At 41.8% G+C, this 19,384-nt stretch carries 14 protein-coding genes and 1 rRNA gene; 3 read left to right on the top strand and 12 right to left on the bottom strand.

Going from position 1 to position 19,384, the window contains the following annotated elements:
- Nucleotides 1-57: 57 nt before the first annotated feature.
- Nucleotides 58-1,740, bottom strand: coding sequence for an energy-dependent translational throttle protein EttA (gene ettA, locus AC1DQW_RS17660; protein WP_477405759.1), 1,683 nt, complete (start codon nt 1,738-1,740; stop codon nt 58-60).
- 531 nt (nt 1,741-2,271) lie between these two features.
- Between ettA and AC1DQW_RS17655 the strand changes: the two genes are divergently transcribed.
- Complete coding sequence (locus tag AC1DQW_RS17655) at nt 2,272-4,806, top strand: ATP-dependent Clp protease ATP-binding subunit (RefSeq protein ID WP_477455292.1); 2,535 nt, start codon at nt 2,272-2,274, stop codon at nt 4,804-4,806.
- A gap of 283 nt (nt 4,807-5,089) precedes the next feature.
- Here the strand turns inward: AC1DQW_RS17655 and AC1DQW_RS17650 are convergent, their stop codons facing one another.
- Nucleotides 5,090-5,701 (bottom strand): hypothetical protein, encoded by a 612-nt coding sequence (locus AC1DQW_RS17650; protein WP_477455291.1) that lies wholly within the window; start codon nt 5,699-5,701, stop codon nt 5,090-5,092.
- 17 nt (nt 5,702-5,718) lie between these two features.
- Nucleotides 5,719-6,135, bottom strand: a complete 417-nt coding sequence (locus AC1DQW_RS17645) for a carboxypeptidase-like regulatory domain-containing protein (RefSeq protein ID WP_477455290.1) — start codon at nt 6,133-6,135, stop codon at nt 5,719-5,721.
- A 302-nt stretch (nt 6,136-6,437) separates the two neighbouring features.
- Here AC1DQW_RS17645 and AC1DQW_RS17640 point away from each other — a divergent pair, with 302 nt between their 5' ends.
- A complete protein-coding gene (locus AC1DQW_RS17640; protein ID WP_477455289.1) occupies nt 6,438-6,854 on the top strand; it encodes a hypothetical protein in 417 nt (138 codons plus the stop codon).
- A 113-nt stretch (nt 6,855-6,967) separates the two neighbouring features.
- Here the strand turns inward: AC1DQW_RS17640 and AC1DQW_RS17635 are convergent, their stop codons facing one another.
- The 9 genes from AC1DQW_RS17635 to AC1DQW_RS17595 all read right to left on the bottom strand — a co-directional run bounded on the left by AC1DQW_RS17635 (nt 6,968) and on the right by AC1DQW_RS17595 (nt 16,308).
- Nucleotides 6,968-7,780 (bottom strand): enoyl-ACP reductase FabI, encoded by an 813-nt coding sequence (locus AC1DQW_RS17635; RefSeq protein ID WP_477455288.1) that lies wholly within the window; start codon nt 7,778-7,780, stop codon nt 6,968-6,970.
- A gap of 36 nt (nt 7,781-7,816) precedes the next feature.
- Nucleotides 7,817-8,068 (bottom strand): energy transducer TonB, encoded by a 252-nt coding sequence (locus AC1DQW_RS17630; protein WP_477455326.1) that lies wholly within the window; start codon nt 8,066-8,068, stop codon nt 7,817-7,819.
- A gap of 106 nt (nt 8,069-8,174) precedes the next feature.
- Entirely contained in the window at nt 8,175-9,872 is a 1,698-nt protein-coding gene (gene recN / locus AC1DQW_RS17625; protein WP_477455287.1) for a DNA repair protein RecN, read from the bottom strand.
- Between the two features lie 133 nt (nt 9,873-10,005).
- Nucleotides 10,006-11,931, bottom strand: coding sequence for a M56 family metallopeptidase (locus tag AC1DQW_RS17620; protein WP_477455286.1), 1,926 nt, complete (start codon nt 11,929-11,931; stop codon nt 10,006-10,008).
- 6 nt (nt 11,932-11,937) lie between these two features.
- Nucleotides 11,938-12,315, bottom strand: coding sequence for a BlaI/MecI/CopY family transcriptional regulator (locus AC1DQW_RS17615; RefSeq protein WP_477455285.1), 378 nt, complete (start codon nt 12,313-12,315; stop codon nt 11,938-11,940).
- Nucleotides 12,316-12,837: 522 nt separating this feature from the next.
- Nucleotides 12,838-13,728 carry a type IX secretion system protein PorD gene (gene porD, locus AC1DQW_RS17610; protein ID WP_477455284.1) on the bottom strand — a complete coding sequence of 297 codons (891 nt, stop codon included), beginning with the start codon at nt 13,726-13,728 and terminating at the stop codon, nt 12,838-12,840.
- Nucleotides 13,725-14,927, bottom strand: coding sequence for a bifunctional phosphopantothenoylcysteine decarboxylase/phosphopantothenate--cysteine ligase CoaBC (gene coaBC / locus AC1DQW_RS17605; protein ID WP_477455283.1), 1,203 nt, complete (start codon nt 14,925-14,927; stop codon nt 13,725-13,727). Before coaBC ends, porD begins: the two co-directional genes overlap by 4 nt.
- A 110-nt stretch (nt 14,928-15,037) precedes the next feature.
- Nucleotides 15,038-15,370: a DNA-directed RNA polymerase subunit omega gene (locus AC1DQW_RS17600; RefSeq protein WP_295714930.1), complete on the bottom strand. Its 333-nt coding sequence runs from the start codon at nt 15,368-15,370 to the stop codon at nt 15,038-15,040.
- 11 nt (nt 15,371-15,381) lie between these two features.
- A complete protein-coding gene (locus AC1DQW_RS17595) occupies nt 15,382-16,308 on the bottom strand; it encodes an outer membrane protein assembly factor BamD (protein WP_477455282.1) in 927 nt (308 codons plus the stop codon).
- A 1,359-nt stretch (nt 16,309-17,667) separates the two neighbouring features.
- Here AC1DQW_RS17595 and AC1DQW_RS17590 point away from each other — a divergent pair.
- Nucleotides 17,668-19,189: ribosomal RNA gene (locus AC1DQW_RS17590) — 16S ribosomal RNA — on the top strand.
- Nucleotides 19,190-19,384 lie beyond the last annotated feature (195 nt).

The raw sequence follows: 19,384 nt of genomic DNA, 5'->3' as shown, positions 1-19,384 counted from the left end.
TCTGGAAATAATGCAATTCAAAAGTCTCCCCCTTCAGGGGGAGATTTAGAGGAGCTGCTACACCGTCAACTTCTTATACTTAATCCTCTTAGGTGCAATATCACCTAAACGTTTTTTCTTGTTCTCTTCGTAATCAGAATAGTTTCCTTCAAAAAAGTAAACCTGCGAGTTGCCTTCAAAGGCCAGTATGTGGGTACAAATCCTATCCAGGAACCAGCGGTCGTGACTGATCACTACTGCGCAGCCGCCAAAGTTTTCAAGGGCCTCTTCCAAAGCACGTAAGGTGTTTACATCAATATCATTGGTGGGTTCATCCAGCAACAACACGTTCGATCCTTTTTTTAGGGTGATGGATAGGTGCACGCGGTTACGCTCACCGCCCGATAATACACCTACCTTTTTCTGCTGATCGGCGCCGTTAAAGTTGAATTTGGAAACGTAGGCCCGTGAGTTAAGCGGCTTGTTGCCTACCATGATGGTTTCGAGTCCGCCGGTAACGTTTTCCCAAACAGATTTGTTGGGGTCAAGGTCATCATGCATCTGGTCAACATAACCTAAGGCTACAGTTGGACCTACGCGAAAGGTGCCCGCATCCGGCTGGTCCTGCCCGGTAATTAAACGGAACAGGGTGGTTTTACCTGCACCGTTGGGACCTATAATGCCTACTATACCCGCAGGAGGCAACGAGAAGCTCAGGTTGTCAAACAATAATTTGTCGCCATATGACTTGCTTACACCATTGGCCTCAATTACGATGTTACCTAAACGTGGGCCTGGCGGGATAAACAGCTCCAGCTTATCTTCGCGTTCCTTGGTTTCTTCGGATGCCAGTTTCTCGTAATTACCTAAACGCGCTTTTGATTTGGCATGACGGCCTTTTGGTCCCATGCGTACCCATTCCAGCTCGCGTTCCAGGGTCTTCTGGCGTTTGCTTTCGCTCTTATCTTCCTGGGCCAGACGTTTGGCTTTTTGATCCAGCCATGAGGAATAATTTCCCTTCCATGGGATTCCTTCTCCACGGTCAAGCTCCAGGATCCATCCGGCTACGTTATCCAAAAAGTATCTGTCGTGCGTTACGGCAATAACGGTACCTTTATATTGTTGTAAATGTTGCTCCAGCCAATCAATAGATTCGGCATCCAGGTGGTTGGTTGGTTCATCAAGCAGCAAAACATCCGGTTCCTTTAATAATAAGCGGCATAAGGCCACCCGGCGGCGTTCGCCTCCAGATAGTACCGAAATTTTGGTATCAGGCTCGGGGCAGCGCAGGGCATCCATAGCGCGCTCCAGTTTGGTATCCAGTTCCCAGGCGTTTACAGCATCAATCTGATCCTGCAATTCGCCCTGGCGATTCATCAGCTTATCCATTTTGTCGGCATCGCTGTAGTATTCTTCCAGGCCAAATTTCTCGTTAATCTCCTCGTATTCCTTTAATAAGGCCGTGGTTTCGGCAACGCCTTCTTCCACAATTTCACGCACGGTTTTGTTAGCATCAAGCTCGGGTTCCTGGCTTAGGTAGCCTACGGTATAACCCGGCGAAAAAACAACCTCGCCTATATTGGTCTTATCAATTCCTGCTATAATTTTTAATAAAGATGATTTACCCGAGCCGTTTAAACCGATAACGCCAATTTTGGCACCATAGAAAAACGAGAGATAAATGTTTTTTAAAACTGTTTTTTGCGGGGGATAAACTTTGCTAACCCCTGCCATTGAAAAAATGATCTTTTCGTCTGCCATTATAATTGATTAAAAAAAGAATTCAAATATGAGCCAAAATTGATTGATTACCTAAAAAAACAAGTGACAGAAAAAATATTTACTGCTATTTTAAATACTTGATGATTTATACATACTTGTAAGTATTTAATTGCGTTTAACATAGCAAAGTGGCAACTGTTTGGTTTGATTTTGCGTATATATATGTAAACATTGAATAAAGATAATGTTAATGCCTAAATGACATACGGTATGACGAAATGCCTGTTTTAGCATATGATTTATAATTAATTAACACAATGTTTAAACTATTTTGAAATTTTTGTATCAAAATGGTATGTTTCGTTTGTATATTGTAAAAGAATTTGGTGATTGTTGAATTTTTTGATAAAAATTATCAATTAACCCCAAACTTTAATAGCTTGCGTATCATATGAATGTCTGTTTCTGCAAAGTGTTAAATGTTGGCAATATTGTTGATAAATGTTAAGTCATACGTCGTGTTTGTAAAAAATTTATAGATTAGGACGTTCATAATAATGAAAGGTATATATGGAAGCTAAATTTTCGCCGAGGGTTAAAGATGTTATTCAATATAGCAGAGAAGAGGCATTGCGCCTTGGGCACGACTATATAGGAACGGAGCATCTTTTACTGGGCCTTATCCGGGATGGAGACGGCGTAGCAATTAAATTGCTGAAAGGTTTGAATGTTGATACTACGAAACTTCGCCGCGCTGTTGAAGATGCTGTTAAAGGTACCATTGGAACAAATGTACATATTGGCAGTATCCCACTAACCAAGCAGGCCGAGAAGGTATTAAAAATAACTTATCTGGAAGCCAAAATATTTAAAAGTGATGTAATTGGAACCGAGCACCTGCTGCTATCTATTTTGCGCGATGAGGATAATATCGCATCGCAGATATTGGTGCAGTTTAACGTAAACTACGAGGTGTTTAAAGGTGAGGTAGAATCACATAAAAACGATGTAACTGACGAAATGCCCGGATCACCAACCGGCGGTGATGATGACTTTAAAGAAGAAGAATCATTTAGCCAGCCTAAAAAGGTATCAGACATTAAATCAAAAACACCGGTATTGGACAACTTTGGCCGCGATTTAACCCGCGCCGCCGAAGATGGTAAACTTGACCCTATTGTTGGTCGTGAAAAAGAGATCGAAAGGGTATCACAGATCCTGTCGCGCCGTAAAAAGAACAACCCTATATTAATAGGTGAGCCAGGTGTTGGTAAATCGGCTATTGCCGAGGGATTGGCCTTGCGCATTGTTCAGCGTAAAGTATCGCGTGTATTGTTCAACAAACGCGTGGTAACGCTTGACCTGGCTTCACTGGTTGCAGGCACAAAATACCGCGGTCAGTTTGAAGAACGTATGAAAGCGGTGATGAACGAACTGGAAAAATCACCTGATGTAATTTTGTTTATTGATGAGATTCATACTATTGTAGGTGCGGGCGGTGCTTCAGGCTCGCTTGATGCATCAAATATGTTTAAACCTGCTTTGGCAAGGGGCGAGATACAATGCATTGGCGCAACTACATTAGATGAGTATCGTCAGTATATCGAGAAAGATGGAGCTTTGGATCGCCGTTTCCAAAAGGTAATGGTTGAGCCGGCTACTCCTGTTGAAACTATCGAGATCCTGAACAGGATCAAAGAAAAATACGAAGAGCACCATGGTGTAACCTATACTCCCGAAGCTATTAATGCCTGCGTTAACTTAACTACCCGTTACATTACCGATAGGTTTTTACCGGATAAGGCTATCGATGCTTTGGACGAATCGGGTTCACGCGTGCACTTAACCAATATTCATGTACCACAAAATATACTGGATATTGAGCAAAAGATAGAGCAGATTAAGATTGAGAAAAACAAGGTTGTACGCAGCCAGAAATACGAAGAAGCTGCACAACTGCGCGATACTGAAAAGAATTTGATTGCAGAGCTTGATCAGGCCAAGGCTGTTTGGGAAGCCGAAACAAAATCAAAGCGTTATACCGTAACCGAAGATAATGTTGCCGAAGTAGTATCAATGATGACAGGCATCCCTGTACAAAGGGTTGGCCAGGCAGATAGCCAAAAGCTATTGCACATGAGCGATACTGTTGCCAGCAAGATTATTGGCCAGGATGAAGCTATCAAAAAATTAACCCGTGCTATACAACGTACACGTGCCGGCTTAAAAGATCCTAAAAAACCAATTGGTTCATTTATTTTCTTAGGCCCTACAGGTGTTGGTAAAACCGAGCTTGCAAAAGAGCTTGCCCGTTTTATGTTTGATACCGAAGACGCGCTGATACAAATTGATATGAGCGAGTACATGGAGAAATTCGCGGTATCCCGTTTAGTTGGAGCGCCTCCGGGTTATGTAGGTTATGAAGAAGGCGGACAATTGACCGAAAAAGTACGCCGTAAACCATATGCCGTAATATTATTGGATGAGATTGAAAAAGCTCACCCAGATGTATTTAACATATTGTTGCAGGTATTGGATGAAGGCCAGTTAACTGATTCATTAGGCCGCAAGGTTGATTTCAGGAACACTATTATCATCATGACATCAAATATTGGCGCCCGCCAGCTGAAAGATTTTGGCCAGGGCGTAGGTTTCAGTACCAATGCAAAAACTTTACAAGCCGATACACATTCAAGAGGTGTTATTGAAAACGCTTTGAAACGTGCTTTTGCTCCTGAGTTCCTGAACCGTATTGATGATGTTATTGTGTTTAACTCGTTAGGTAAAGAAGAGATCTTCAAGATCATCGATATTGAACTGGCCTACCTGTTTAGTCGCGTTAATGCTTTAGGATACAAAATTGAGCTTACCGAAGCCGCCAAAGAGTTTATTGCCGAAAAAGGTTATGATTCGCAATTTGGTGCACGCCCGTTAAAACGTGCTATCCAGAAATATTTGGAAGATCCAATTGCCGAAGAGATCCTTAAAGGTGAACTAAGCGAAGGTGATATCATGAAGGTTGATTTTGATAAGGAAACAAACGAGATCAAGATCACCGACGAAAAAGGTGAAAGCAAAACTCCGACAAAAGAAGAGCAGAAATAATTGCTTACTTATTGAAAATACAACCCCGTTTGCTTAGGCAGATGGGGTTTTTTATTTTATGGTTTATTTTCAGGCTGTAGGTAGCAGATTTGCCAGCCCGCTTACTGCCCACTCTCCTTCAAAAGTAACACTTTCCGGATTTGTGATTAATCCATCAGCCCCAAAAAAAGCATATGGTTCATTAAATGTAACTATAGTGGTTGCATAGGTAGGTGATCCTTAATTTATTTAATCAGCTGGTTAAGAATTGCTGTAATTATTGTAAGGTAGGTGTATAAATAAGTTACTTTGTCTCGGGCTCATAATCCACCGGAAGTAATTCGGCCATGCGGCTTTTGGCCCAGTCGCCCTCAAAGATTATACTGAGGGGGTTTATGATAATGCCATTACTGTCAAAAAAAGTATAAGGCTTATCAAAAGATAGAATAGTGACCGGGTGATTGGGCACCTCCAGCGGATGGTAAACAAACAGATCGGTTTCTTCGCGTTTTTTGGTATAAATTACATACAGGCAATCTGTAAAGCCAATGGCAAACAAGCCTGGCTGGTCGGTACGCTTTGCAAAGTCGCCCGCGGTTAAAATCGGCTTGGTATATAAGGTTTGCTTATACTTATAATTGTTATTTCCCAGTCTGCCTTCTTTATAATCGGGATTGGGCGTACGGGTTAACCGTAAAACCTCGAATCTGCGCTTTTCCCATTTTCGCTTTTGCGATTTATCGCCTTTAAGCTCCCGGAATACCGAGATGCCCTCATAATAAAAAATACCCTTGGTATCATGGTTGAATTGGGTGAGTTTGTATTTAATAAGGTAGCCTAAGGATTTATTTTCTACTTCGATAAAATCATCGCCGCTTGAGGCTGATAATATGCCTGTTTGAAGGTCAAAATCCACATCTACAACATCGGGATTCAGAATTTTGCAGCGCGAAGCGTTTCTGATGTGCCTAAAAATAATCGCTTAAAATCATTATAGTTTCGCTGACGATTGGGATCTGGTTTAATATTTACCTCCTGCAGCATGATGGTTTTAGGGGTAAGCGAAATTTCTGATAAAGCAATATCCTTTGTACCTGCCATTATGGTGAGGCTATGAGTTTCGTAACCTACTATGGATACTACGAGATCGTACTGGCCCGGTTTTACATTACTAAGTGTGAAGGTGCCATCATCGGTAGTTTTATCGCCTACAATAGCATTGTTTAAAAATACGCTGGCATTTGCTACCGGCTTTTTGTCAGGATGGTTTATAATTTTACCGGTTATCTTTATTTGGGCCTGGCAAAAGCCGGGCACTATCAAAAGCAGTAAAAAGTTAAGTTTCCGCATAAATAAAATTAAACTAAAAATTTAGTTATCGCAAGGTGTTTTTGTGAATTAACTAACTATTGCCGGCCCAATAATATTATATACATTAATATGTATGGTAATTTTATTAAAGATGATATGCTAAATTCCCTTGCCACAACAGATGGCGTACACCTAACTCCTTATGGTTACTACTTATGGAGAAAGCAGCTTGAGCCATATATAACACAATGAGCAGCCAATATTTTTGAAATAAAATAAATCAAAAAACGTTAAACCTTTTTAAATTATATTGTTCTTACAGTATATACAATCGAAACGTTATGAAAAAAATCTTGACTTTAATTTGCTGCACTGTTTTAATAGCGGCAACCTCATGTACTAAAAAGTATATCACCCCAGCCAACCTAACCGCATTTTATGATGTACAGGGTACCAGCGGCTGGAAAGTTACAACAGATGACGAAGGAAATTTATCGTATTCATCAACACTGGGTAATTTGCCCGAGCAGGATGGTTATGCCCAGGCCAATGGAGGTGTACTGGTTTATATTTCTTATGATGATGGCAAAACTTATGAAGCGCTTCCCGAAACCTACAATGGTATAGCATACAGCTACACTTATTCGGTAGGTAAGGTTATTCTATATGCGCAAAATTCTGATGGAAGCCAGCTGAGTGCAGCACCCACTTTGAATATTAAGGTAAAAGTTGTGTTGGTTGATTCAACGCCCGCTTAATCCCCAAATTATCTAATAAAAAAGGAGCACTGCAAAGTAAATGCAGAGCTCCTTTTTTATGTAATTATAAATTAGCTTTATTAGCTTTCGGCTTTATGCCTTTGGCTTTTAGCTTATTTCCCCATCTGGTCAATAACAGCTTGTGTTACCCCGGTAAAGGAGAAGCCACCATCGTGGAAAAGGTTTTGCATGGTTACCATTTTGGTCAGGTCGCTGAACAAGGTAATACAATAATCAGCACATTGGTCTGCATCAGCATTACCAAGCGGACTCATTTTTTCGGCAAAGTCGATAAAGCCGTCAAAGCCTTTCACGCCCGATCCGGCTGTGGTGCGGGTAGGTGATTGTGAAATGGTGTTAACACGAACTTTTTTGCTCACACCGTACTCGTAACCAAAGTTACGGGCTATACTTTCCAGTACCGCTTTATTGTCGGCCATGTCATTATAACCAGGGAAATAACGTTGCCCTGCTATATAACTTAAAGCCAATACAGACCCCCATTCGTTAATGGCATCATGTTTCATAGCAGCCTGTAATATACGGTGCAGGCTTAGCGCCGAAATATCAAAGCCTTTATGCGTGAAATCGTAATTGTTTTCGGGGTAAGGGATGTTTTTACGAACATTGATACTCATCCCGATAGAGTGCAGGATGAAATCAACACCACCGCCAAAGTGTTCTTTGGTTTTGGTGAAAAGGTTATTGATATCATCATTGCTGGTAACATCGGCACCTATGATAGGGGCATTGCATTCTTCTGCCAGTTTATTGAGTTCGCCCATGCGTAATGCGATAGGCGCATTTGATAATACAATTTCGGCACCTTCCTGTACTGCGCGCTGCGCTACTTTCCAGGCGATGGATTGCTCATTGAGGGCACCAAATATGATACCTTTTTTGCCTTTTAATAAATTATAAGCCATATTTTGAATTTTCTACAATTGGGCGTAAAGTTATAATTATTTATCAGTTAGTTTAAACTCTACAGAAACAGTTTGCTGTGTAGCCATGGATCTGCCATTTTCAATTGCCGGTTGCCATTTGGGCAAATGTTTTATCGTATTTATCAGTTTTTGATCGCAATCATATACAATACTTTGGAGTATTTTAAAGTCAGCGGCCGAACCGTCTTTTTCAACTTTGAAATCAAGCTTTACAGTGCCCTCTATGTTATTTTGAACTGCCTTATCATCGTAAACATAGCCACGCAGGTTTACGGTATCCCGTTTAACAATGCTTTGTTATTGAGCAATCAAAGTGCTGATAATCAATGGTATAAATATAAGCGCTGATAATAGTTGTTTCATGTTTATGCACCTATGATGCCAACAGTTCCCTTGCATTCTGCAACGCGCTTTCACCCGGTTTATCACCGCTCAGCATTTTGGCAATTTCCAAAACACGGTCATGGTTATCAATTTGTTTAATGCGGGTATAGGTTGTTGCGGCACTATCGTCTTTATAAACAAAATAATGGTTTTTACCCTTGCTGGCAATTTGAGGCAGGTGAGTAATTGTAATTACCTGCAGGTTATCGGCCAGGCGCTCCATTATGGTGCCCACTTTATTGGCTACTTCGCCGGACACCCCTGTATCTATCTCGTCAAAAATAATAGTAGGCAGGGCGGTATATTTTGCAATGATAGATTTAATACTCAGCATCAGCCGTGAAAGCTCACCGCCCGATGCTACCTTGCTCATCTCGGCCAGCGCATGTCCTTTATTGGCCGAGAAAAGAAAGCGGACCTGGTCTACACCATCTTTGGTAAGTACGGCGCCACCTTGCGAATCAAAAGCTCCCCCTTTAGGGGGCGGGGGGGGCTGCATTTGTTCAATTTTCAACGTCGAATTACCCATGCCCATTTCCGCAAGTGTATCAATCACCTGTTTTTCAATAGCAGGGATAGCTTTTAAGCGGTTTGCAGTCAGCCTGGCTGCAAGTTTTTCAAGTTCAGCTTTATCTGCAGCCAACTGCTTTTGCAGTTTTTCAATAGTTTCATCGCTAAATAAGACCTGCCGGATCTTTTCCGACAGTTCATCCTGGATCTGTAGAAGTTCGGTATTGCTGTTTACGCGATGCTTTTTTTGCAGGTTATATATCAAACTCAGGCGTGTATTAATTTCATCAACCCGGGCCTCATTAGTATGGGTTTTTTGTTCTATCTGCTCAACTTCGGCAGCTATATCTTTTAGTTCGATGATAGTACTGTTCAAACGCTGGTGCAATTCCTCAATTTGCGAATCGAATTTTTCCAGGGTGCCTAACTGTTGCCCCGCCTCACGTAGTTGAGAAAGTGCCGCCACTTCACCTTCCTGTATCAGGTAATAAGCACCATATAGGTTGCGCTTTATTTCCTCGGCATTATTTAATGCGTATAACTCTTTTTCCAGCGGTTCCTGCTCATCAGCGCTAAGGCTAACTTTCTCTAACTCATCAAACTGGAACTGAAAGTAATCAAGATCAGCTTTGGCTTTATCACTTTCGGCTATTAATTGGGCAAGCTTGCCGGTGTCTTTTTTAAACGTGCGGTATTTATTCCGGTAATCATTCAGCAGGTCATCATGCCTGGCAACCGAATCAACCACCAGCAACTGAAATTCCGGATCATTGATCTCCAGTGTGGCATGTTGTGAGTGGATATCGATCAGTTTTTCGCCCAATTGTTTAAGCGCGGTAAGGTTAACCGGGGTATCGTTCACAAAAGCCCGCGATTTTCCATCGGCAGAGATCTCGCGGCGTAAAACGGTTTCGGCCTCATAATCCAGGTCGTTTTCTTCAAAAAATGAACTTAAATGAAATCCGCTTATTTTAAACGAACCTTCAATAACACATTTTTTTTGCTGATTAAAAAAATAACGACTTTCGGCACGCTGACCCAAAATAAGCGATAGGGCACCCAATATGATAGATTTACCTGCGCCGGTTTCGCCGGTAAGGATGTTAAGGCCTTCACCAAAACTTATCTCCAGGTTATCAATCAGCGCGTAATTATTGATGGTTAGCTTTTGAAGCATAAAAAAGTATCCTTATTTTATTAAGGATACTAAAGTACGAATTACCGTTCTTTAAAATAAAATTTAATGAATTATTGCTAAGTTATTTAGTTAAATATATTGGGATATTTTAAATGTACCAGTTAACCTTCAATTAGTTTTCTTCACTTGCAGCGTCAGCCGCTTTACGCGCGTCAGCCATGCGTTTTTTAAAATCGGGACTATTGGTATATTCCCTTAGCTTTTTGCTGGCTTGCTGCAACCGTGCCTTTGCCTGTTTAATTTCAGCATTATCCTGGTAAGCCCGCATTTTTTCGCCAAGTTTTTTCATTTCCTGTTTTTGCTCTTCCATTGCGGGGTTGTGGTATGCTTTTCTTAAGCTATCGCTCATCATCCGCAGTTCGTCACTTTTTTTGCGAAACTCCGGTGAGTCGAAATGGTTGCGCATCTCTTCGCCCATCTTTTTCAGCTGCTCAGCTTGCTCTTTTATCTCGGGCGAAACTTTACTTTGCAATTCTTCCTGGTATTTTTTGTAATTCTCATCCTTGCTATCATCATGGTAATTGCCTTTGATACCATATTTTTTCCTGAGCTCTTCATTCATTCGCTTAAACTCGGGGCTATTGTAATATGCCCCAATTTTTTCGCCCATTTTACCCATTTGGTCACCCAGCTTACTGGTCTCACCGGTTTCGCCCCAGTTTTTTTGAAAATCTTCGGCTATTTTTTCCTGGTCTTCCAGCATTCTTTTCAATTGCGGGCTATTGTAAAACTTTTCCATGGCCTCAGCTTTTTCTTCCATCAGTTTTTGCTGATCTCTAAACCCGGGGCTATCATAGAATTTGTCTATTTGTTGGGCATATTTTTCAACTTCGGCAGTCAGCCGGCTCAATTCGGCATCATTAAAGTTGTTATATCGCTCTTCTGCAATCCGCTTGTTGCGTAATGCCGTTTTAGCAGCTACAGTTTTTTTAGCTTTAGCAACTTTTTTGTGGGTAGTATCTGCAAGTAAATCTTTCAATACAGCCGGATAAGTTACCCGTACTTTTTTTATTGATATTTTACCGTTGGCTATGGTAGGATTTAGCCAGGCAATACTGCTGACGCTTGCCGCTATTATTGCAACGGCCACTAAAAGATGGCGTATGTTGCCTATTGGTTTCTTTGTGTTCATGATACGTTCAATTCTGGTTAATAAATGATATTTTTTGCCGGTGGCGGCAAGGGCCAGTTGCAGGTTTACCTGCCTTGTTTGCTCCAGCTTTAATAGTGCATGCGCATACACTAAAGGCTGGGCGGTTGTTTTTACGACCAGGTCGTCGCACCGGTTTTCGCGTTCCTGGTTTATTATTCTGTTAATTAGTTGGGCAAAGGGATTAAAGAAAAGCAGTATACTTATAAACTGCTGTACCATGTTAAGCAGGTAATCGTTACGTTTTATGTGCGATAGCTCGTGCAGTAAAATGGCCTTTATTTCTTCGGTTGATAAATAGGTTGTTAATGAAATTGGTAAGAGTATAATCGGACTAAAAAAACCGATCATACAGGGTACATCAACATACCTGCTGATGTTTACGCTCACATAACGGCTAATTCGTAATTGTTCGCAAAGCGAATCGACATAATCCTGCAGCCTGTCGGCAGGTATCATGGTGTTTTTAATATGGTTCAACTTTTGCCAGTTGATGCCCATTCTTAGTATATTAAAAGCAAGGCCGATAAAGTAAATGGTAGATATATAGGGCAGATACCCTTCTATTACATAATTATAATATGATGATGTAACAGCGTGGGTTGCAATAGTTAAGGGGAAAGTAAAATGTGGTAATAAAACCGGCGAGCTGGCTGCTGAAAAATCGATCCATATATGTGCATGCACCTGGCTTACAAAAGTGTAAGCAAACCAAGCACTTATGGCAAGCATTGCTGCCATAGCGGCATTATGCTTTTTTATAGATGATAGCGATGGCGCGCAGGCGAATAATAAACGCAACGCAAACCAAACCAATAAACCCTGCCATAAAGAGTGGATAATAGTGATACCCAAAACCTGGCTTATATTATAGAATACACTTTCCATAACGTTTTATTTTTTATGCTGATCAAACTGGTTAAGAAAATTCTTAATAGCATCTATCTCGTCCTTAGACGTGCGGTGCTGCCCAAGTGCCTGTATTACGAGGTCGGATGTGGAACCTTTAAATACAGTAGACAATATTTTATCCAAAGCGTTGCTTTGCGCCTGTTCCTGGCTAAATAAAGCTTTGTACAAATGAGTTTTTGACGAGGTATCGCGTTCCACCAAGCCCTTGTCATGCATAATCTGCATCAGTTTTAAGGTTGTGGTGTAACCGGCATCTTTTGTTTTGGCTAATTCCTCGTGCACATCGCGTACGGTACATTGCCCCATTCTCCAGATCACCTGTAAAATTTCGAGCTCGCTTTCTGTTGGTTTTATATCCATTTTAGTGTTATACGAATTTCTTCGTACAAATATCTACGATAGATTTCGTATATGCAAGGGTTTTTGAAAAAAAAATTTTTGGAAGGGGAATTTGGTGCGGGGATCGGGTTGCGCGGTGCGGGGAAGTTTTCGTGTTAGGGATAGCAGCGGATACCGGCCTCGTGACTAATGCCTGTGCAGTATAAGCGTAAAGCCCGGACCGCAGGCAACACCATTATTAAACCTGCAGACTAGCTGTTAACTTTGAATTGACGTTAGCCTTTAGTCGAAAGTCTTAAGTTCGAAGTCGAAAAGAACAAATCAGGCTAAACTTACGACTTAGTACTATTGACTTAACACTAGGGGATTGCCGTACTATCGGACCGGTGGATTTGAGCATCGGCAGATCGGGCAACGATTGATTTTATGACTATTGTTAAAGTGCTGATGACTAAATAGATGTTGTTTTTTGCTGTTCTGTTGCGAACGCAACACTTTAACGAAATATTTAAAAGTCTTAATTGTTGCCTTTTGATTCTTCGGTTACTTCAAAGTCTGGTACTTATTTCCGTTGGCGGGGTCTGTTTGCAACAACAAATTCATAGCCTGCGTCCGTTCCTGCGGATCGGCTTTGCTATATAGGGATACAAACTCATCACTCTTGGCTGTATAAAATATAAGCGGGAACATAGAGCCAACGCGCTGCCGGTTTATCTGCTGCAGGTTGGGCAATAACGAGGTGATAAGTTTACGGCCCTTATTGGCGTTATCGGCCATAATATCGAGGCCGTTGCGGTGATAATCATACATAAAATCACGTAATGGGGCATAAAGTTTATTATTCAAATTCTCTGATAACCAGTAGCGGTTAATGTTGCCGTCAAAGGCTTTCCACCCTTTGTACGAGCCGGTTTGCGCATTGGCAACTACAGTTTGGGCATTTGCAAAATAAGGAGTACCGCCATAGCGCGAAAAAGTATCATAATCCGTCCCTACAATAATATATGCATAAAAAGCCATTACCGAACTTAGGTTACCCTGGAAGTTCTGATCGCTAAAATCGATAGTTTGACCTTCATTATAGGTAAAATCAACATCCCGGTCATTAATGTTGAGCAAGGTTGAACTATAGGATGAACCATATACAGGCCTGGACGACTGTACCTGCAATTCGGCACCAAATACACTTCCGCCATCCCAGCTGGTAATATTCAATACAAAGTTGCAGTCTATACGTTCCTGGGGCATTATTTGGTCTGCACTCCATTTGCGGCCGTTCAAAAAATCCTTCATCGCGGTTTCCAGCGTTTGAAAAATACGTTTGTTACTTACCTGTATCTTTGGCGAAAGCACCTGTACACGTGCGTTCAAATCCTGCGCCGTGGCACGGAAAGTTAAGCAGGTTAATATTATATAAAAAAATACTTGTTTCATCCGTTTATTAATTGGGCAACTTTAAGGCAAATATCATGGGCAACGCCCTCTTTACTCTTCAATTCAAAAGTGGTTTTTTGCAGCTCACGGTCAATAATAGTTATTTTGTTGGTATCCTTTTTAAAACCGGCGCCGGCGTCATTTAACGAATTTAACACAATAAAATCCAGGTTCTTCTTTTGCAGCTTGGTTATCGCGTTTATTTCTTCATCGTTGGTTTCCAGTGCAAAACCTACCAGGATCTGCCATTCGGCTTTTTGTTCGCCCAAGGTTTTCAATATATCGGTAGTGGCTTTTAGTTCGATGTTAAAACTGGCATCCTTTTTTTTAATTTTTTGCTGCGCGATGGTTGCCGGGGTATAATCTGCAACGGCAGCACTCATAATGCAGGCTTTAGCATCTTTATAATGAGTTAAGCAGGCTTCCAGCATTTCAGCAGCCGAGGTAACATCAATCCGTTTTACCGCTTGCTGGCTGCTTACCTGTGCGGTTGGCCCGCTAATCAATATAACATCGGCACCCATTTTAGCCAGTTCATCCGCGATAGCAAAGCCCATTTTGCCTGATGAATGGTTGCCTATAAAGCGCACCGGGTCGATAGCCTCATAGGTTGGCCCGGCGGTAACCATAATTTTTTGATTAGCTAAAAGGAGTTTTTTTTTAACTGCCGACGATAAAAAGTCAATAATCTCTTCGGGTTCGGCCAGTCTGCCTTCGCCATAAAGCCCGCTGGCCAGTTCGCCATTGCCCGGGGCTATTAAGATATTGCCAAATGATAGCAGCCTGTTAACATTTTGCCGGGTTGCCGTATGTAGCCACATATCCAGGTCCATAGCCGGGGCAAAATACACCGGGCATTTGGCCGATAGGTAAACGGCTGTAAGTAAATTATCGCAAAAGCCATTGGCCATTTTTGCCAGGGTATTGGCCGTTATAGGTGCTATGATGAGCATATCCGCCCAAAGGCCCAGCTCAACATGGTTATTCCATTCACCGGTTTCGGTTTTATAATAATCAACCAGTACCGGTTTTTTAGAGAGTGTTGAAAGCGTAAGCGGAGTTATAAAGCTGGTGGCGTCTGGTGTCATCAATACCTGTACATTGGCACCGGCCTTTACCAGTAACCGCACCAGCAATGCCGATTTATAGGCAGCTATACTGCCGCAAACTCCCAGAATGATGTTTTTACCTTCAAGCATAAGCCCTGATTCCCTTTAGGGGAATGATTATAAAATTTAAAAATAAACAAAAAAACTCCCATATGGGAGTTTTAAATTCTTTAACTTTTGCTTCCCCTTTCGGGGTAATATTAAGCTTCTTTAGAAGGATTGCGGTAATAAACCTTATCATCTAAAAACTCCTGAACAGCTACCAATGATGGTTTAGGCAGTTTTTCGTAGTATTTAGAGATCTCGATTTGCTCGCGGTTTTCAAAAACCTCTTCCAGGTTATCGTTTGATGATGCAAACTCAGAAAGTTTTTGGTGTAACTCTTCTTTAATATTGTTTGATATCTGGTTCGCTCTTTTTGACATGATCACAAGCGACTCATATATGTTATTGGTTTTAACGTCCAGCTCGCGTAAATCGCGGGTTACAGTGCTGCTTGCTACTGCTGGTTTGTTGGTGTTATTTGCTGTCATATCTAATTTTTTTAATATGGTATTTTCTGATCCTGATTCTTTTCTGATGGTGGCTGTGTTTTAACGGTATCCTTTGCGGCCAGCTTTTTTGCCAGTTTGGTATTTGTTAATATTTCGGCTTCTACACGTTTAGCATTTACAATGCCAGCCTGGCTATCTTTTATTAAACCCTTAGCTTCGTTGCCGTATTTGCTTGCGGGGAATTTATCATTAAACTGCTGGGCATAAGTTATAGCCTGTTCAAAACGGTCTACTTGTTTGGTTTCAAAGCTATGATCGGCATACAGGTATTGTGCTTTTATGGTCAGGAATTCAATTTCCTCACCATATTTAGTATCCGGATAATCGCGAAGCACATTATTAAAAGCAATAACGGCCGATTGATAATCACCGATGGTTAAATACAATTTTGCATTTTCATAGGCTTTCATTTCCAGTTTGTCGCGCAGGTTTTGTATTAACTTGCTTGCTTCGGTAACCCGGTCGCTTTTAGGATAAAGGTTAATAAACAACTGCAATGTTTCAATAGCCTTTAATGTATTTTCCTGGTCAAGCGAAAAAGTAGGTGAATCAAGGTAATAACAATATGCCGAAAAGAAGCGACATTCCTCTGCTCTTGGGCTCGATGGGTAAGTATCGGCAAAGGTTTTAAAGTGAAACCTTGCAGATGTATAATCCTTTAACTTATAGTTGGTGAAGGCATAGTAGTAAAATAGGTCTTCAGCAGCACTACGTCCACGATAGCGCTCAACCAGTACGTCAAATAAACCAAGGGCTTTTTCATAATCCTGTTTATTATAGTACTTAATGGCTTCCTGGTATTTTTTGGCGTAATCGTTACTTGCTCTTAACTTTTCGTATTTGCTTTTACAACTTCCCAGTGTAATAATTAACAGGGCTAAAACACAGGTGAATAACGTTAGTTGTTTTTTAAACATTTTGCAAAGATAGGTGATTAATGTAAATCAGTCAATTATTTATTTAGGGGCTAATATATAACGTGTTTTGTGCTCCTTATATATATAGTATGTGCTTTTAACATCTTTTAACTTATTCGGTTTTTGAGGCACGGCTTCCTGGCGGCTCGTTTTATCCTATACTATGTATGTAACGTATAAGTGTATGCAGGTATATATAGTATGCCCGCATTGCCTGCACTATATATAATATGGTTTATAGTGTCATGCAAGACCGCTTAGTGGCAAAGGATATGTAAAATTTGTATTCCGCAAAACGCACTTCTTTTTTGCAGCTGTCCTTAATCTTTTATCTAATAGTCCTTATTCCGGAGTATGGCGTTGCCCGCGGCCCGGGTCATCCGCTCATACGCGCACAAGGCATTAGGCGCGGGCTGGTATCCGCTACTCCCCCTAACGCAACACAATATCTTTTGTGTGGGATAAATCTTTTAGACAGCATCCATTAATCCAAGGGGCCTGTACACTTTAATGATTGATGCTGTTGCAAGAAATTTCTGCTTAAAAATCGACTGAGTTGGATTTTTACTGTGGAAAACCTCGGATTTTGAGCATGGAACCGAATTTGCGAAAAGGTTTTTTAATTTTTTCGTTCTGATAATTAACATCTTATACACAGGTGTTAGTAAAATAGGAGAATAGGTTTGCAGGAGAGTAAAAAGTGGCTACCTTTGCAGCCCGCAAATAAGGAAGCGGGGTTGTTCTTAGAAAGGTTTACTGAAGCGGGTTTTTGGAGATAGGGTAAAGCGGAAAAGGCAGAGAAAAAAGAAACTCAAAAAAACTTCAGATAAATTTTCGGAAAGTCAAAAAGTTTGCTACTTTTGCACCCCGCAACGGGGATAGAGAAAAGGGTAGTTGAGCGGTTCAAAACTTAGGATTTCGAAAGAAAAAATAAAAAAAATAAGTTTTGGAAAGATGGAAAAGGTTTCTACCTTTGCAGACCCAAACGGAAGGGTGCTTGAGAGAGCGAAAGAAGTTGAGTCTGAGCAAATCAGGCGATAAGAAAAGAGGGAAGAAAGTTAGCTTGGGTTAACGAGTAATCAAAAGGGTTTGAGAGCGATTCCCAGACTTACAAAAATGACAAATCAGACAAGGCAACTTGTAAAGATTATATAGCGGAACCGTGACGGGGARGCGRMAAAGTTCTTTTAAGAAATAGAAAATCATGTAGAGTAACACAGAAGCTGAAAGCGGAATGCGTAAAGCAGAAAGCAAAAGGCGGATGAGTTATGATAACAAAGAGTTTAGATACTGTATAAAGATACATAATTATACAGATTCTATTATTAATAATAGGGTCAGTGGTTAAACACACATTTTACAATGGAGAGTTTGATCCTGGCTCAGGATGAACGCTAGCGGCAGGCCTAATACATGCAAGTCGGACGGGATAGGAGAGCTTGCTTTCCTTGAGAGTGGCGCACGGGTGCGTAACACGTATGTAACCTACCTTAATCAGGGGGATAGCCTCTCGAAAGAGAGATTAAGACCGCATAACATCACGATGCAGCATTGCACTGTGATCAAATATTTATAGGATTAAGATGGGCATGCGGAACATTAGCTAGTTGGTAAGGTAACGGCTTACCAAGGCTACGATGTTTAGGGGATCTGAGAGGATGACCCCCCACACTGGTACTGAGACACGGACCAGACTCCTACGGGAGGCAGCAGTAAGGAATATTGGTCAATGGGCGGAAGCCTGAACCAGCCATGCCGCGTGCAGGAAGACTGCCCTACGGGTTGTAAACTGCTTTTGTACCGGAATAAACCCTGATTCGTGAATCAGGCTGAATGTACGGTAAGAATAAGGATCGGCTAACTCCGTGCCAGCAGCCGCGGTAATACGGAGGATCCAAGCGTTATCCGGATTTATTGGGTTTAAAGGGTGCGTAGGTGGCTTATTAAGTCAGGGGTGAAAGACGGTAGCTTAACTATCGCAGTGCCTTTGATACTGATGAGCTTGAATGAACTAGAGGTAGGCGGAATGTGACAAGTAGCGGTGAAATGCATAGATATGTCACAGAACACCAATTGCGAAGGCAGCTTACTATGGTTTGATTGACACTGAGGCACGAAAGCGTGGGGATCAAACAGGATTAGATACCCTGGTAGTCCACGCCCTAAACGATGAATACTCGATGTTGGCGATATACGGTCAGCGTCTAAGCGAAAGCGTTAAGTATTCCACCTGGGGAGTACGCCCGCAAGGGTGAAACTCAAAGGAATTGACGGGGGCCCGCACAAGCGGAGGAGCATGTGGTTTAATTCGATGATACGCGAGGAACCTTACCCGGGCTTGAAAGTTAGTGAATTGAGCAGAGACGCTCAAGTCCTTCGGGACACGAAACTAGGTGCTGCATGGCTGTCGTCAGCTCGTGCCGTGAGGTGTTGGGTTAAGTCCCGCAACGAGCGCAACCCCTATGTTTAGTTGCCAGCACGTCAAGGTGGGGACTCTAAACAGACTGCCTATGCAAATAGAGAGGAAGGAGGGGACGACGTCAAGTCATCATGGCCCTTACGTCCGGGGCTACACACGTGCTACAATGGATGGTACAGAGGGCAGCTACCTGGCAACAGGATGCCAATCTCATAAAGCCATTCACAGTTCGGATCGGGGTCTGCAACTCGACCCCGTGAAGTTGGATTCGCTAGTAATCGCGTATCAGCAATGACGCGGTGAATACGTTCCCGGGCCTTGTACACACCGCCCGTCAAGCCATGGAAGCTGGAAGTGCCTGAAGTGCGTAACCGCAAGGAGCGTCCTAGGGTAAAGTCGGTAACTGGGGCTAAGTCGTAACAAGGTAGCCGTACCGGAAGGTGTGGCTGGAATACCTCCTTTCTGGAGCAGTATCAGTAACGAAGCTATCGTAACAAGTTACCTACATGATTATTTCTTAAAATAGATATGAGACGTCGGATATGAGATGTGAGATAAAAAGCCAAATGCAAATGAAGCTGCTCTCCATACTCAAATCTAATATCTCACATCTATAATTAAACAAAAAGGAAACCCAAAAGATGAAGCCATCAGTGG

It is taken from the genome of Mucilaginibacter sp. P5_A4, assembly GCF_056400605.1.
This window is presented reverse-complemented; position numbering and strand designations above follow the sequence as displayed.

What these genes read in the sequence shown, in the direction of transcription:
- AC1DQW_RS17600 (WP_295714930.1), bottom strand. Translation starts at nt 15,370, where the DNA reads ATGACAGCAAATAACACCAACAAACCAGCAGTAGCAAGCAGCACTGTA.
- AC1DQW_RS17635 (WP_477455288.1), bottom strand. Translation starts at nt 7,780, where the DNA reads ATGGCTTATAATTTATTAAAAGGCAAAAAAGGTATCATATTTGGTGCC.
- AC1DQW_RS17620 (WP_477455286.1), bottom strand. Translation starts at nt 11,931, where the DNA reads ATGGAAAGTGTATTCTATAATATAAGCCAGGTTTTGGGTATCACTATT.
- AC1DQW_RS17595 (WP_477455282.1), bottom strand. Translation starts at nt 16,308, where the DNA reads ATGTTTAAAAAACAACTAACGTTATTCACCTGTGTTTTAGCCCTGTTA.
- ettA (WP_477405759.1), bottom strand. Translation starts at nt 1,740, where the DNA reads ATGGCAGACGAAAAGATCATTTTTTCAATGGCAGGGGTTAGCAAAGTT.
- coaBC (WP_477455283.1), bottom strand. Translation starts at nt 14,927, where the DNA reads ATGCTTGAAGGTAAAAACATCATTCTGGGAGTTTGCGGCAGTATAGCT.
- AC1DQW_RS17655 (WP_477455292.1), top strand. Translation starts at nt 2,272, where the DNA reads ATGGAAGCTAAATTTTCGCCGAGGGTTAAAGATGTTATTCAATATAGC.
- porD (WP_477455284.1), bottom strand. Translation starts at nt 13,728, where the DNA reads ATGAAACAAGTATTTTTTTATATAATATTAACCTGCTTAACTTTCCGT.
- AC1DQW_RS17640 (WP_477455289.1), top strand. Translation starts at nt 6,438, where the DNA reads ATGAAAAAAATCTTGACTTTAATTTGCTGCACTGTTTTAATAGCGGCA.
- AC1DQW_RS17615 (WP_477455285.1), bottom strand. Translation starts at nt 12,315, where the DNA reads ATGGATATAAAACCAACAGAAAGCGAGCTCGAAATTTTACAGGTGATC.
- recN (WP_477455287.1), bottom strand. Translation starts at nt 9,872, where the DNA reads ATGCTTCAAAAGCTAACCATCAATAATTACGCGCTGATTGATAACCTG.
- AC1DQW_RS17645 (WP_477455290.1), bottom strand. Translation starts at nt 6,135, where the DNA reads ATGCGGAAACTTAACTTTTTACTGCTTTTGATAGTGCCCGGCTTTTGC.